The organism is Lysobacter daejeonensis GH1-9 (assembly GCF_000768355.1).
GTDB lineage: Bacteria > Pseudomonadota > Gammaproteobacteria > Xanthomonadales > Xanthomonadaceae > Aerolutibacter > Aerolutibacter daejeonensis.
Map to the genome: position 1 here is coordinate 96,905 of NZ_AVPU01000009.1, position 14,388 is coordinate 111,292.

The window sequence follows — 14,388 nt, forward strand, 5'->3', positions numbered from 1 at the left end:
GATGTCCCGCGACGACACCCCCGACGTCCTGACCCCCAGCCAGCTCAACACGCTGGCGCGCGACCTGCTGGAAGGCGCCTTCCCGCTGGTCTGGGTGGAAGGGGAGCTGGGCAATCTGTCACGGCCCAGCTCGGGGCACCTCTACTTCACCCTCAAGGACGCCCGCGCGCAGGTCCGCTGCGCGATGTTCCGCCCCAAGAGCAGCTGGCTGAAATTCACGCCCCGCGAAGGCCTGAAGGTGCTCGCCCGCGGTCGGCTCACCCTGTACGAAGCCCGCGGCGACTACCAACTGGTGCTGGACCACATGGAAGAGGCTGGCGAAGGCGCTCTGCGCCGCGCCTACGAGGAATTGCGTGCCCGGCTGCAGGCCGAAGGGCTGTTCGATGCCAGCCGCAAGCGTGCCCTGCCCGCCTACCCGTCGCGCATCGGCGTGATCACCTCGCCCAGTGGCGCGGCCGTGCGCGACGTGTTGAGTGTGCTCGGCCGGCGCTTCCCCCTGGCGGAGGTGGATGTACTGCCGGTGCCGGTGCAGGGCGAAGGCGCCCCGCCGCAGATCCGGGCCATGTTCCAGCGCGCCGCAGCCTGCGGCCGATATGACGTACTGCTGCTGACCCGGGGTGGCGGCTCGCTGGAAGACCTGTGGGCCTTCAATGACGAGCAACTTACCCGTGCCGTGGCCGCGTCCCCGGTTCCGGTGGTCGCCGCCATCGGCCACGAAACCGATTTCAGCCTGGTGGAGTTCGCCGCGGACCTGCGTGCGCCCACGCCCTCCGCCGCCGCCGAACTGCTGGTGCCCGACCGCGACGACCTGGCGCGCCGTACGGCTGCACTGCACACACGCCTGCAGCGCCAGTCACTGCAGCGCGTGCGGCAGGCCATGCAACGCGCCGACCGCGCCGCCTTGCGGCTCAACGCCCAGCGCCCCCAGGCGCGCCTGGAAGCCCTGCGCCGCCGCCAGCAGGACGCCCTGCGCCGGATGCTGCTGGCATGGCGGCAGCGTCTGGCGGGTGAGCAGGCCCGCCTGCGCCACGCGGAGACCGTGTTGCGCGCCACGCACCCGCAGCGCCGGATCCAGCGCCTGCGCGAACGTCTCGCGCTGTTGTCGCATCGCCCGAAGGCGGCGGTGGCGCGGCAACTGGCCAACGATGCCCTGCGCTTGCGCGGCCTGGCCCGCTCCCTCGAGGCCGTCAGCCCACTGGCCACGGTGGCGCGTGGCTACGCCATCCTGCAGAGGCCGGACCGACATGTCGTGCGCAGCGTCCTCGATGCCGCCCCCGGCGACAGGCTGGAAGCCCGACTGTCCGATGGCACGCTCCAACTCCGGGTTGAAGACCCGCGTAACTGACACATCCGGCAGGCCTAGCCAGGGCCCGCAGCCGCCGCGGAACGCCCTCCTACCGAGCGCGATGTACTAACCTCGGTGCAGGCCCCTCTCGCGCGCCCCGCCATGCTGAAGAAGCGCTACCCCTACTACCTCGCCAACCGCCCGGTTGAGGCCAACGCCAACCTTGAGGTCATGGACAAGTACAGCGGCAAGCCGGCCACCCGCGTGGCGCTGGCCGATGCCACGGCGGTGCGCAAGGCGATCGTTGCGGCGCACAAGGCCCGCGAAGCGATGGCCGCCTTCCCGCCGGACGCCCGCCGCGACGTACTGGAGCACTGCGTCCGCCGTTTCACCGAGCGCGCCGAAGAGTTGGCGCAAGCGCTCTGCATCGAGGCCGGCAAGCCGATCAAGGATGCGCGCGGCGAGGTCACCCGCCTCATCGACACCTTCCGCATCGCCGCGGGCGAAGCCACCCGCATCGGCGGCGAGGTATTGGAGCTGCAGCTATCGCCGCGCACCCGTGGCTACCGGGGCATGACCCGCCGCGTGCCGGTGGGCGCGTGCAGCTTCATCACCCCGTTCAATTTCCCGCTCAACCTGGTGGCACACAAGGTTGCACCGGCCATCGCCGCCGGCTGCCCATTCGTGCTCAAGCCCTCGGACAAGACGCCGGTGGGCGCGCTGATCATTGGCGAAGTGCTGGCCGAAACCGACCTGCCCAAAGGTGCGTTCTCGGTCATGCCGTGCTCCAACCAGGACGCCGGACTGTTGGTGGAGGACGAACGGATCGCACTGCTCAGCTTCACCGGTGGCCTGGTCGGCTGGGACCTCAAGGCACGCGCCGGGCGCAAGAAGGTGACACTGGAGCTGGGCGGCAATGCCGCCTGCATCATCGATGATGAACCCGGCGCCAGCCTGGACCACGTCGTGCAGCGGCTGGTGTTCGGCGCCTATTACCAGAGCGGCCAGAGCTGCATCAGCGTGCAGCGCATCTACGCCCATGCGGCGGTCCATGACAAACTGCGCCGCAAGCTGAAAGCCGCGGTGGCGAAGCTGCCGATGGGCAACCCGCGCGACGAGCACACATTCATTGGCCCGATGATCGACGAGGCCGCGGCCAAGCGCGTGGAGTCCTGGATCGCGGAAGCGCGCGACGGCGGTGCCAAGCGGCTGGCCGGCGGCAAGCGCGAAGGCAACCTGCTGCCCGCGACGCTGCTGGAACGCGTACCCCGCGATTGCACGCTGTACCGCGAGGAGGCGTTCGGGCCGGTCGCCTTCATCGAACCGTTCGAGCATTTCGACGATGCCATCGCCCGGGTCAACGACAGCCGCTTCGGCCTGCAGGCGGGGGTGTTCACCGGTCGCATCGCCCATGCGATGCAGGCCTGGGACCGGCTGGAGGTGGGCGGCGTGGTGGTGGGGGACGTGCCCAGCTTCCGCGTCGACAACATGCCCTATGGCGGGATCAAGGACTCTGGCGTGGGCCGCGAAGGCGTTCGCTGTGCCATCGAGGACATGACCGAGCCGAGGCTGTTGGTCATCCGCACGGGCTGATCGAATCCATCAACCCCATTCGCCGGGGTCATGCGTTGGAAGGATCACCCAACCCCAAGGACGAGCCTCATGCAACGCACCCTGCTGTTTGCCTTGATCTCCAGCACGGCCCTGGTGGGCTGCCACCGGGCAGCCATGCGCCCCGCCGAGGCCGAAGCAGCGGCCGCCGCCGATGCTGCTGCCGCCGTTGTCGTCACCGGCAGCCGGGTGAAGCACGCGGAAGCCATGATGATGGCGCCCCCAGCCGCCCCGCCTGCTCCGCAGAAGCCCCTTTATGTCGGCGTCCTGCCGTCGGCGGAGATCGCCAACACCGAGCAGTACGAAGCGCGCGAGGACAACCCCATCCACCGCGCCAGCGAGCAACTCGTGTCCACCTTCTCGGTGGACGTGGATACCGGCAGCTACAGCAATGTCCGGCGGATGCTCAACGACGGCATCCGCCCACCCGCAGACGCGGTCCGCGCGGAAGAGTTCATCAATTACTTCCACTACGGGCACCCCGCTCCGACACGCGCGGACACGCCCTTCCGCGTAACCACCGAGTTGGCGCCCGCGCCGTGGAACGCCAAGCGCCAACTGCTGATGATCGGCATCAAGGGCTATGAAGTCCCGGCCGCCAAGTTGCCGCCGGCCAACCTGGTGCTGTTGATCGACACGTCGGGTTCAATGGATGAACCCGACAAGCTACCCCTGCTCAAGCGCTCGCTCGCGCTGCTGGTGCGGCAGTTGCGGCCGCAGGACCGCGTCTCCATCGTCGTGTATGCCGGATCGGCCGGACTGGTGTTGCCGCCCACGCCGGGCAATCGCCAGGGCGAAATCCTGGCCGCGCTGGAACGGCTGCAGGCCGGCGGCAGCACCAATGGCGGCGAAGGCATCCAACTGGCCTACGCCATGGCCAAGCAGGCCTTCATTCCGGGGGGCGTGAACCGCGTGCTGCTGGCAACCGACGGCGACTTCAACGTCGGCGTGGTCGACCGCCGCGCCCTGGAAACGCTGGTGGCCGACCAGCGCCAGCACGGCATCGCACTGTCCACGCTGGGCTTCGGCAAGGGCAACTACAACGACGAGATGGCCGAGCGCCTGGCCGACGTGGGCGATGGCAACCATGCCTACATCGACACCGCGCTGGAGGCCCAGCGCGTGCTGGTGCAGCAGATGGGCGGCACGCTGCACACCATCGCCCGCGACGTGAAGGTGCAGGTGGAGTTCAATCCCGCGCACGTGGCCGAATACCGCCTCATCGGCTACGAAAACCGCCTGTTGCGCCGCGAGGATTTCGCCAACGACAAGGTGGACGCGGGTGACATCGGCGCAGGCCACGAGGTCACGGCGCTGTACGAGATCACGCCGGTTGGCAGCGGTGTGGAGCGCGTCCCGGCGTTGCGCTACGGCGGTGCAGTTGCCACCGGCGGCGCCAACAGCGGCGAACTGGCGCATCTGCGGCTGCGCTACAAGCAGCCGGGCGGCGCCGACAGCCAGCTGATCGAGACTCCCATCGCCGCGAGCGCGTTGGCGCAACGGCCGAGCAACGCCCTGCGCCTGGCAGCGGGCGTGGCGGGCTTTGCCGACGCGCTGCGCGGCGGCACGCACCTGGAGCGGTGGAACTGGACCGCAATCGAGTCCACCGTCCGCGGTGCGCGGGGCGAGGACAAGGACGGCCAGCGCGCGGAACTCGTGCGGCTGATCCAGGCCGCACGTGGCCTCTCGGAGGGCGGCGCCACCCCCGGCGTCAGTGAATGAGGGCGCCGTCTGCGGCCTGAACCATGGCCTCGGCCGGGATTCCGAACAGGAATCCCTGGCCGTGGCTGCATCCCAGTTCGCGCAGGATTTCGCGCTGCAGGGGCGTTTCGATGCCCTCGCCGATGGTGTGGATGCCCAGGGTCCCGGCAAGGGCCTGGATGGCGCGAATCACCGCCTCGCTTTCCGGCCGCGTATCGCCCTCCAGTCCCGCGACAAAGCTCTGGTCGATCTTCAGGCACTCGATCGGGAAGCGATGCAGGTACGACAGCGCCGAGTAGCCGGTCCCGAAGTCATCCAGTTGGGCCACCACCCCGTGGCTGCGCAACGTGCGCAGCATCCGCAGGGCGCGCGGCACATCGTCGAGCAGCGCCACTTCGGTGATTTCCAGGCGCAACTGCGCGGGGTTGGCGCGATGCGTGGCCAGCAGGCGCAGCAGCCGGTCGGCGAACTCCGGTGACCGGAAGTGCCGTGGCGATACATTGATCGACACATACCCTTTCACGCCCTGGGCAAGGCGCGCCGCCACCTGGTCGTACATCACCCAGTCAACGGCCTCGATCAATCCACTGTCCTCACCCAGCCCGATGAAATCGGGCGGAATCAGCAGGCCGCGCCGTTCATGGCGCCAGCGCAGCAGCGCCTCGTGCCCCACGATCAGCCCGTCGCCCAACTGCACGATGGGCTGGTAATACGCAACGAAGCCATCGCCATTGATCGCCCGGCGCAGGTCAGCCTCGAGGTCGAGGATCTTGACCGCCTCTTCGCGCATGTCCTCGTCGAACACCGCCAGCCGGTCGCGACCGGCGGCCTTGGCCCTATACATCGCCGCGTCGGCATCGCGCAGCAGCTCGACGCCATTGCGATAGCGCGGGTGCCAGAGTGCGATGCCCAGGCTGGCCGACGGGAACACCTCGCGCCCTGCGATCCAGCAGGGTTGGCCCAACGCGCCCAGGATGCGGCGCGCCAGCTCCTCGGCGACATGCTGGCCCTCAAGGCCTTCGATCAGGATCGCGAACTCGTCGCCACCCAACCGCGCCACCGTGTCACCTGTCCGCACCATCGACACGATGCGCCGGCCCGCCTCCACCAGCAGTTCGTCGCCGGCCGAGTGACCCACGCTGTCGTTCACCAGCTTGAACCGGTCCAGGTCCAGGAACAGCACGGCAAACAGGCGTGAAGGATCCTGCCGTGCATTGGCAATCGCCGCCGCGAGGCGATCGAGCAGTTGGTTGCGGTTGGGCAAGCCGGTCAAGGCGTCGTGGCGCGCCTGATGGGTCAGCTGCTGCTCCGCGCGCAAGCGCTCGCCGATCTGTTGCAGCAGCTCGGCGTTGGTCGCGGCCAGTTCCCGGGTGCGTGCTTCCACGCGCTGCTCCAACTCGGCGTGGGCGGACACCAATCGGTCCTGCGCCTGCTTGCGTGCCAGCGCGATGCTGATGTGGTGCGCGACGAACGTCAGCAGCTCCTGGTCGCGCACGCTGAACATGATCGCGGGCGAATAGCTCTGCACCGCGATGACGCCGACCACGGTGTCCTCGCGGTACAACGGGACGCCCAGCCAGCAATACGCGAGCGCGCCCATGCTGCGCGCCAGCCCCTGCGCTTCGAGTGCCTCGATCCGCGCCCTGTCGGCGAGCAGGGGCCGGCCCTGCGCGAGCACGTACTCGGTCAAACCCGAGGACAGCTTGCGCGTGGCGCGCGCCATGTCCCGCTCGTCGATCGAATAGGGAAACTCCAGCGAGCTCCCGTCGTCGGACAGCAGCGCGATGTAGAAGTTGCGCGCATACAGAAGCTCGCCGACCACGTCATGCACATGGGCGTAGAAGCGTTCCAGGCTCTCGGCGGTGATCGACAGTTCGGCGATGCGGAACAACGCCCGCTGCAGCCTTTCGGCGCGCTGGCGCTCCACGATCTCGGCCTGCAGGTCGCGGTTGCTCAGTTGCAATGCGCGCGTGCGCTCCTCCACGCGCCGTTCCAGTTCCTCGCGGGCGCGGTGGCGATCCAACGCGGTGAGGATATGCTGGGCCACGAACGACAGCAGCGCCCGCTCCTCCTCGCCAAACAAGTTGGGGCGGTCGTAACTCTGCACCACCACCGCACCGCACACGCGATCGTCGCGCCGCATGGGCACGCCCAGCCAGTCTTCGCTCTCGGGACCTGCTGCCGGTGGCTGGGCGCTCTCCCCAGTCTGCGTCAGAGCACCAATACCTAGTTGTTGGCGGATGTCGTCGGTCGTGCCCTGCAGTGGCTCGCCATGGCGCAGCAAGGCCAAGGTCAGGCTGTCTGGCATGTCGTCGGGGCCAAACTCGACGCCCGGATCGGCGACGAACGGATCGCGCTCGTCGGCGAAATACAGGAACCGCATGCGGTCGCGCACATCGTCGTACAGCACGATGTAGAAGTTCTCCGCATACATCAGCCCCCCGACGATGGCGTGGATGCGGCGAAGCATGTCGGCCATGTCCAGGTCCGAGCCGGCAAGGTCACCGATCTCGTACAGCGCCTGCTGCAGTTGCTCGGACTTCTGCAGCGCCACCATGCGCGCCTCGGCGCGGCGCAGTTCCAGCCACGCGGTGGCCAGATCGCGGACCAGCCGCGGCCAATCCCGGCGCACGTCGTCGGGGACCGGCGCTGCAGGTTCGCCCACCACGGCCACGCGCGTGCCGTCCGACAACGCCCACGCGGTGGACAGCCGCCCGTTGGACTCGGGGATGGTCTGTCCGGCGTCCAACAATTGCCGGGCGAGTGCAATGGCCGACTCGGACGCGTCCAGCACCGAGAGGCCGCTGTCGCCGTTGCCCGAGGCGCGCCATGCCATGGCCAGCCCCGCTCCGGGCAGCAACGCCCGCTGCAAACGGTCGGCCAACGACTGCACGTCCGCCGGCGGCGCCATGTCCTCGCTTGTGTGGACTTTCATCATTGTTGACAACGCAATCCCTTCAGGGCGCGTGCCTCCCCAGCCCGCGTCCGTTCAGGCAATGCCAACCCCGTCCCACCCTTCCATGCGTTGCATGGGAGGGTGATCTCCGAATTGGCCTGCCTGCCCCTGTCAATGTCCCCACCATGCCGCAACGGCTTCCCGACGGCAACGGGAGCCCGTACCCTGAACGGCATGAACTCCGGTGCCGCCCCCGGCGACGACGTGCTGATGCTCGCCTGGGTGGCGGGAGACGGCACCGCGTTCGAGCAGTTGTACGCCCGCCACCGCGGCCCGCTGTTCCGCTTCCTGCTGCGCCAACTGCGCGACCAGGCATTGGCGGAGGAATTCTTCCAGGACGTCTGGCAGCGGGTCATTGCCGCCCGTGCGGGGTGGAAGCCGGAGGCCAACTTCGCCACGTGGCTGTTCCGGATCGCCCACAACCGGCTCAATGACCACTGGCGCGGACTCAAGCACCGCCCAGCGGCGCCCGAGGATGGCGACGAGCGCGCTGCGCGCGTCCCCGACCCCGAAACGCCCGAGCACACCCTTTCGGAATTCGAGCAACGGCGGCGCCTGCAACTGGCCATCGAGGCGCTGCCCGAGGAACAACGTGCGGTGGTGCTGCTCCGCCTGGAACAGGAACTGAGCCTGGAGGACATCGCCACGATCACCGGCACCGGGCGAGAAACCGTCAAATCGAGGCTGCGTTACGCCATGGACAAGCTTCGCGCGGGGTTGGTGTCATGAGCCCCGTCTCCCGTGATCCGTTGACGCCTGAAGAGCGCGAGCTGGCCTCGCGACTGTCACGCATTGGGCCGCATGGCGAGCCCCCCGCGGCGCTGGATGCGCGGATCCTCTCCGCCGCCCATGCTGCGCTGGCCACCGCGCCCCGGCGCCACCGGCGTTGGCCGGCCGTGTTGGGCGTGGCCGCGACGTTGGCGCTGGCCGTGGGCATCAGCTGGCAAATGCGGCTACGCCCGGAGGCGGAGTTGCCTGCACTGGAAGAGGGTCCAGCGGCTGCGCCGCAAGTGGCCGAGCCCCATGCGGAGGCGGCTGACGCTGCGGCAGCCATGCCGCCGGTCGCGCCCCCCGAGGCAGAGACCAAAGCCAAACCCGAGGCCATCAACGATGAGCCGCAACCGCAGCGGCAGATGGTGCCGCCGGTGGCGTCCAGGTCCAAGGTTGCAGCGCCCCAGGAGCCGCCGGTCATCATCGATTCGATCGAAGCCGCGGACGAGCCTCCGATGGAGCTTGCCCCGGCACCCGTGGCTGCGGCGCCGCCCGCACCGCCACCGGCGCCCCCTGCACCGGTACCCGCTGCCGCTCCCACGTCGGAAGCAGTCGCCTCCGATCGTGCCGCCGCTGCCAGCGCCGCCAAGTCCGCGCAACGCAGCACCGCCCGGGAATCCGTGGTGGTCACCGGCAGCAGGCTGGGTAGCGCTGCTCGCATTGGAGACCGCGAGCCGCGCGACATACCCGTCGAAGAAGACACCCGCTTGGCGGCCACCGCCTGGCTGGACCGCATCCGACTGCGCCAGGCTGCCGAGGACGTCGAGGGTGCGCGCGCCAGCCTCGCCTTGTTCCGTCGTCATTTCCCGGACCACGCCATCCCACAGGACCTCGCGCCCCTTGCGCAGTAGCGCGCAAGGTAAAATCCGCGGCATGGGTCCACAGGCATGAGCATCGACACACTGGCCGCACGGGCCACGCACCTGCTGGAGGTCAAGCACAGCCGCTTCCTGGCACAGGCCGCGCCGGTGACCGCGCCGGAACAGGCGCTGTCGTTCTTTGCCGAAGTCGGCGATCCCACCGCCACGCACAACTGCTGGGCCTATCGCATTGGCGGCCTGTACCGCTTCAACGACGACGGCGAGCCGGCAGGCACTGCCGGCCGCCCCATCCTGTCTGCGATTGACGGCCAGGGCTACGACCAGGTGGCGGTAGTCGTTACGCGCTGGTATGGCGGCATCAAGTTGGGCGCGGGCGGGCTGGTGCGCGCCTACGGGGGCGCGACCGCGGAGTGCCTGCGTACCGCCGCACGCCAGCCCTTGGTGGTGCACGCGCAAGTCACCGTGGCCTACCCCTTCGAAGACACGGGCGCGGTGCACGCGGCGCTGGCCCAGTTTGGCGCGGAAAAACTGGACGAAACCTTCGGCCCCGAAGGCGCGCGCCTGCGCGTGCGCTTGCCTGCCGAACGCCTTGCCCCCTTGAAAGTGCTGCTTCGCGACGCAACCCGTGACCGGGTGCGCATGACCGCTCAGGACGAAGAATGAACCAGCCGGCCGACGCCGCTCCCGCCCCCCCCCCGGCCAAGGCGCCCATCGGCAGCCTGCGCACCCTGTGGCCCTTCGTGAGCCGGCACCGCGGCCTGTTCACCGCGTGGCTGGTCGCGCTGGCCTGCTCCTCGGCAGCCACGCTCACCTTGCCGAAGGCCTTTGGCACGATGATCGACCAGGGCTTCGCGCAAGGCGGCGGCGCCGCGATCGACCGCGCCTTCCTGCTGCTGTTCGTCGTCGCCGTGGCGCTGGCCCTGGCCACGGCCGCGCGCTTCTACTTTGTGTCGTTGCTCGGCGAAAAGGTGGTCGCCGACCTCCGCGAGCGCCTGTACGGACACCTGGTGGGGCTTGACCTGGGCTTCCACGACCGCAACCGCAGCGGCGAACTGGTCTCGCGCCTGACCGCCGATGCCGAACTGCTGCGCAGCGTGATCGGGTCGACGATGTCGGTGGCGCTGCGCAGCGTGGTGACGTTCCTCGGCAGCCTGACCATGCTGTTCGTGACCAGTCCGCGGCTGGCCGCCTTTGCCCTGCTCGGCATTCCGCTGGCCGTGCTGCCCATCGTGCTGGGCGCGCGCCGGCTGCAGAAAATTTCGCGTGCCAGCCAGGACCGCGTGGCGGACGCCAACGCACTCGCCGCCGAAACCCTCGGCGCAGTGCCCACCGTGCAGGCGCATGCCCGCGAACCCTACGAGCGCGGACGCTTTGCCAGCGCATTGCAGACCGCAGTGGCCACCGCAGGCCGACGCATCCGGGCGCAGGCCTGGGTCACCGCCATCGCCATTGTGCTGGTGTTCGGTGCCATCACGTTGGTGCTGTGGTCAGGAGCGCATGACGTAGCATCCGGCCGCATGACCGCCGGCACCCTGGGCCAGTTCGTGCTGTACGCGCTGATTGGTGGCGGTTCAGTGGGTGCACTGGCCGAAGTGTGGAACGAACTCCAGCGCGCCGCCGGCGGCATGGGCCGCATCAGCGAATTGCTGGAGGAGACACCCGCCATCAGCGCGCCTGCCGCGCCGACGGGCCTGCCTGCGCCGGTTCGCGGCGACATCGTGCTGGACCACGTCACGTTCCACTATCCGCAGCGCCCCGACGCACCGGCACTGGAAGATTTCAGCCTGCATGTCCAACCGGGCGAGACCGTGGCTTTGGTGGGCCCGTCGGGGGCCGGCAAGAGCACGGTGTTCTCGATGCTGCTGCGGTTCCACGACCCGCAGGCGGGCCAAGTGAAGGTGGACAACGTCGACCTCCGCCAGCTCGACCCGGCGGCGCTGCGCGAAGCGATCGCGCTGGTGCCGCAACACCCGACCATCTTTGCCACCAACGCGCGCGACAACATCCGCTATGGCCGCCTTGACGCCAGCGACGCCGAGGTGGATGCCGCCGTCAGGGCGGCCCACGCCGCCGATTTCGTCGCCGCCCTGCCCGAGCGTCTGGACACGCAACTCGGCGAGCGCGGCGCGCGCCTGTCGGGCGGCCAGCAGCAGCGCATCGCCATCGCCCGCGCGCTGCTCAAGGACGCCCCCATCCTGCTGCTGGACGAAGCCACCAGCGCGCTGGACGCACAGAGCGAGCGCGCCGTGCAGCAGGCGCTGGAAACGCTGATGGAAGGCCGCACCACCCTGGTCATCGCCCACCGCCTGGCCACCGTGCTCAAGGCCGACCGCATCGTGGTGATGGACCACGGCCGCATCGTCGCCGAAGGCAGGCACGAGCAACTGCTGGCCCAGGACGGCCTGTACGCCGAACTGGCGCGCCTGCAGTTCATCGACTGAGCTCAGCCGAGCCCATCCAATGGGCTGAGCACGCCACCCGCGCCGCGATTGAGCACGTGGGTGTAGATCTGCGTGGTCGCGACGTCCTTGTGGCCCAACAGCTCCTGTACCGTGCGGATGTCGTAGCCGCGCTCCAGCAGGTGCGTGGCGAACGAGTGGCGGAACGTATGCGCGGTCACCGGCTTGGCGATGTCCGCCCGTAACCGGGCCCGACGCAACACGCGACCCAGTGATTCCGGATCGACATGATGGCGCCGTTCCTGCCCCGACTTTGGGTCCAGTGAACGTCTCGCTGCAGGAAACAGGTATTGCCAACCGAAGTCACGCGCCGCCTGCGGGTATTTACGCGCCAACGCCGCCGGCAGATAGGCTTCGCCAAACCCCTGCCGCAGATCGTCGTCGTGCAGCGCACGCGCACGCACCACCTCGCGCTCCAAGGCCGACGCCAGCGACTGCGGCAACACCGTGCGGCGATCCTTCGCACCCTTGCCCTCGCGCACCGTGATCTCGTTGCGGGAGAAATCCACGTCCTTCACCCGCAGACGCATGCACTCCAGCACCCGCATGCCCGTCCCGTACAGCAGGCTGGCGATCAGCCACATCCGCCCGTCCAGATGGGCCAGCACCGCGGCGACCTCCTGCTTGGACAGCACGGTCGGTACCCGCTGGGGGCGTTTGGCGCGCACGATGCCATCCAGCCACGGCAACTCCATCGCCAGCACCTCGCGATAAAGGAACAGCAGCGCTGACAAGGCCTGGTTCTGCGTGCTCGCGGAGACCTGCCCCTCCACTGCCAGATGGGAGAGGAAGGCCTCGATCTCAGGCTGTCCCAGATCGCGCGGATGGCGCTTGCCGTTGGCCAGGATGAAGCGCCGAATCCAGGCGATATACACCCGCTCAGTGCGCAAACTGTAGTGTTTGACGCGGATCCTGCGGCGAACTTCATCCAACAGCCGGGGACGCGAAGGGGCTGAAGCGTCCGTGCTTATCACTGACTTTTGCGGCTGATAATCCATATCACCTCACTTTTGCCTGATATCACGGCAACGGTAAGGTGTCTGATGCGCCCGCACAGTCAGCCAAGGGATTGATCTTGTGTGGGAATTTTCCGATTGACAGGCTCAGGGGGCGTCCCGACCATACGGTGTTATCGTCCCTAAACGGGATCTAATTAGCGTTAGGCCTACAGGAGAGTTCTATGCGATTCCTAGTCGTTGCATCCCTCTTGCTCCTACCGTTCACCGCGTCGGCTGCCCCCGATTACAAGTACTGCGAGATAACCGGCCTAGCGCTGGGCGCAGATAAGGAGTTCGTTGGGTCGGTTGCCGCTCGCATCGTTGATAAGCAAGGCCTTACAGGGGAGTCAGGCTGCCAGGCCGTCTGGGCTGACGCATACCAGAAAGGCAAGCGACTTTCGGCCGGCGGACAATGGTCCAAGCTAGACATGGTCACGTGGCAAAAATTGCAGGACTTCGAGACCAAGGTATTGGACAGTGTCATCAATGGCATGCAGCTCGGCTTGTAGGCCTAACAGTTCATTCAAGCCGAAGCCGCTTCGCGGCTCGGCTTAATTCAGGCGTTAGGTGCTGACCAAATGTCTACGCGTCAGGCAGTTTACGAAGCAGCAGGGCGAGCGCTAGAAGCCTCGCAAATGCTCGAAATGGAGCTTGGCACAGCTCTCCTCGCGCTTGATGCGCTTGAGACGAACAGCTTCTTAGCTCCCAACGCAGATACCTACCAACGCCTCCGGGTGGAAATAGACGGGCTTACGCTCGGCAAAGCCCTCAGGAGAATGGGGAAAAAGCTCAACATGGCTGAAGACCTTGAGGCGGCGTTCGGAGAGGCACTAAAAGCCAGGAATTTCGTTGCACATCACCTGTTCAAGCGCAATTCGCTCGCCATGCTTGATGAGGGAACGCGCATGGAATTACTTGAGGAAGCGCTTGAAGCCTTTGAGGTCATCCATCCTGCATACTCGCTTGCCCAAGATGTAGCGGTGCATCTCACTCATCAGGTGCTTCAAGTCGCCAATCAGGCACGCACCTAACAATTCATTCAAGCCGAAGCCGCTTCGCGGCTCGGCTTAATTCAGGCGTTAGGCCCGCAATGACACCTTCTCGGCTCGGCACTCAGATCTTTGGTTTGTGCCTGCTCTTGCTCGGCGGCTGGCTCTGTTACAACAGCCTCTCAGCAATCGCTTACTACTTTCAGACCGGAACCATTAGCTATGGGCGTCCGCCGCGCCGGGTCGATGGGGAGCTGGCACTACTGTTTCACTCTGGGTGGATTCTGATGGGCGCTTGGGGCACCTCAAAGGGCGTTATCCTCGTTGCCACAGGCCGCGAGCCGCGTGCCTAACAATTCATTCAAGCCGAAGCCGCTTCGCGGCTCGGCTTAATTCAGGCGTTAGGCCGCATTGATGGCTAATCACTTCCTAAAGCCCATGACACCCGTTATGCGGGTCGCTTGGCATGCAGCGTCCATTACATTCGCCGTCGGCATCACCGCGTTCCTGCATCAGGCTGGCTTCTCCATTGGGCATGCGTCTCCTGCTCATCTCGCTTTGGCGGTGCTGGCGTTTTCCCTCGCTAGCCTTGCCCTGCGACTATTCTTCCAGCAGGCCGCCACACCGGAAGAACTGTTTAGTAGGTTCTTGTTCCGTCGTCGGCGGTAACCGTTGTTTTCCCTGCTGTGCGGCCCTAGTCTGCGACCTAACAGTTCATTCAAGCCGAAGCCGCTTCGCGGCTCGGCTTAACTCAGGCGTTAGCATTCATGGATGGGTTCACCCCCGTTTTCACGGAC

Annotated in this window: 11 protein-coding genes; 9 read left to right on the forward strand and 2 right to left on the reverse strand. The window is 67.2% G+C overall.

Annotated features, from left to right (window positions below; translation table 11 throughout):
• Position 1 precedes the first annotated feature (1 nt).
• From xseA to N800_RS07200, 3 genes are all read left to right on the forward strand, one after another.
• A complete protein-coding gene (gene xseA / locus N800_RS07190) occupies positions 2–1,345 on the forward strand; it encodes an exodeoxyribonuclease VII large subunit (RefSeq protein ID WP_036136464.1) in 1,344 nt (447 codons plus the stop codon).
• A gap of 102 nt (positions 1,346–1,447) precedes the next feature.
• Entirely contained in the window at positions 1,448–2,878 is a 1,431-nt protein-coding gene (locus N800_RS07195; protein WP_036136466.1) for an aldehyde dehydrogenase family protein, read from the forward strand.
• A gap of 69 nt (positions 2,879–2,947) precedes the next feature.
• On the forward strand, positions 2,948–4,618 hold the full coding sequence (locus N800_RS07200; RefSeq protein ID WP_198032492.1) for a vWA domain-containing protein: 1,671 nt from the start codon (positions 2,948–2,950) through the stop codon (positions 4,616–4,618).
• Here N800_RS07200 and N800_RS07205 read toward each other — a convergent pair.
• A complete protein-coding gene (locus N800_RS07205; protein ID WP_232227564.1) occupies positions 4,608–7,532 on the reverse strand; it encodes an EAL domain-containing protein in 2,925 nt (974 codons plus the stop codon). The two genes, N800_RS07200 and N800_RS07205, sit on opposite strands and share 11 nt — an antisense overlap.
• A 195-nt stretch (positions 7,533–7,727) precedes the next feature.
• On the opposite strand from N800_RS07205, the gene N800_RS07210 reads away from it, so the two are divergent.
• The 4 genes from N800_RS07210 to N800_RS07225 are packed head-to-tail and all read left to right on the forward strand — an operon-like array spanning position 7,728 to position 11,586.
• Positions 7,728–8,282 carry an RNA polymerase sigma factor gene (locus N800_RS07210; RefSeq protein WP_036136468.1) on the forward strand — a complete coding sequence of 185 codons (555 nt, stop codon included), beginning with the start codon at positions 7,728–7,730 and terminating at the stop codon, positions 8,280–8,282.
• The gene (locus N800_RS15290) at positions 8,279–9,175 is read left to right on the forward strand and encodes a hypothetical protein (protein WP_052107996.1); all 897 of its coding nucleotides are present in this window, start codon (positions 8,279–8,281) and stop codon (positions 9,173–9,175) included. The genes N800_RS07210 and N800_RS15290 overlap by 4 nt, the downstream gene beginning before the upstream one ends.
• A gap of 36 nt (positions 9,176–9,211) precedes the next feature.
• The gene (locus tag N800_RS07220; protein WP_036136469.1) at positions 9,212–9,808 is read left to right on the forward strand and encodes an IMPACT family protein; all 597 of its coding nucleotides are present in this window, start codon (positions 9,212–9,214) and stop codon (positions 9,806–9,808) included.
• On the forward strand, positions 9,805–11,586 hold the full coding sequence (locus N800_RS07225) for an ABC transporter transmembrane domain-containing protein (RefSeq protein ID WP_036136471.1): 1,782 nt from the start codon (positions 9,805–9,807) through the stop codon (positions 11,584–11,586). Before N800_RS07220 ends, N800_RS07225 begins: the two co-directional genes overlap by 4 nt.
• A gap of 2 nt (positions 11,587–11,588) precedes the next feature.
• On the opposite strand, the gene N800_RS07230 is transcribed toward N800_RS07225, so the two are convergent.
• Positions 11,589–12,602 carry an integron integrase gene (locus N800_RS07230; protein WP_052107997.1) on the reverse strand — a complete coding sequence of 338 codons (1,014 nt, stop codon included), beginning with the start codon at positions 12,600–12,602 and terminating at the stop codon, positions 11,589–11,591.
• Between the two features lie 182 nt (positions 12,603–12,784).
• Here N800_RS07230 and N800_RS07235 point away from each other — a divergent pair, with 182 nt between their 5' ends.
• Both N800_RS07235 and N800_RS07240 read left to right on the forward strand, forming a co-directional pair.
• On the forward strand, positions 12,785–13,111 hold the full coding sequence (locus N800_RS07235; protein ID WP_156962902.1) for a hypothetical protein: 327 nt from the start codon (positions 12,785–12,787) through the stop codon (positions 13,109–13,111).
• Between the two features lie 69 nt (positions 13,112–13,180).
• Positions 13,181–13,633, forward strand: coding sequence for a hypothetical protein (locus N800_RS07240; protein ID WP_156962903.1), 453 nt, complete (start codon positions 13,181–13,183; stop codon positions 13,631–13,633).
• Positions 13,634–14,388: the final 755 nt, after the last annotated feature.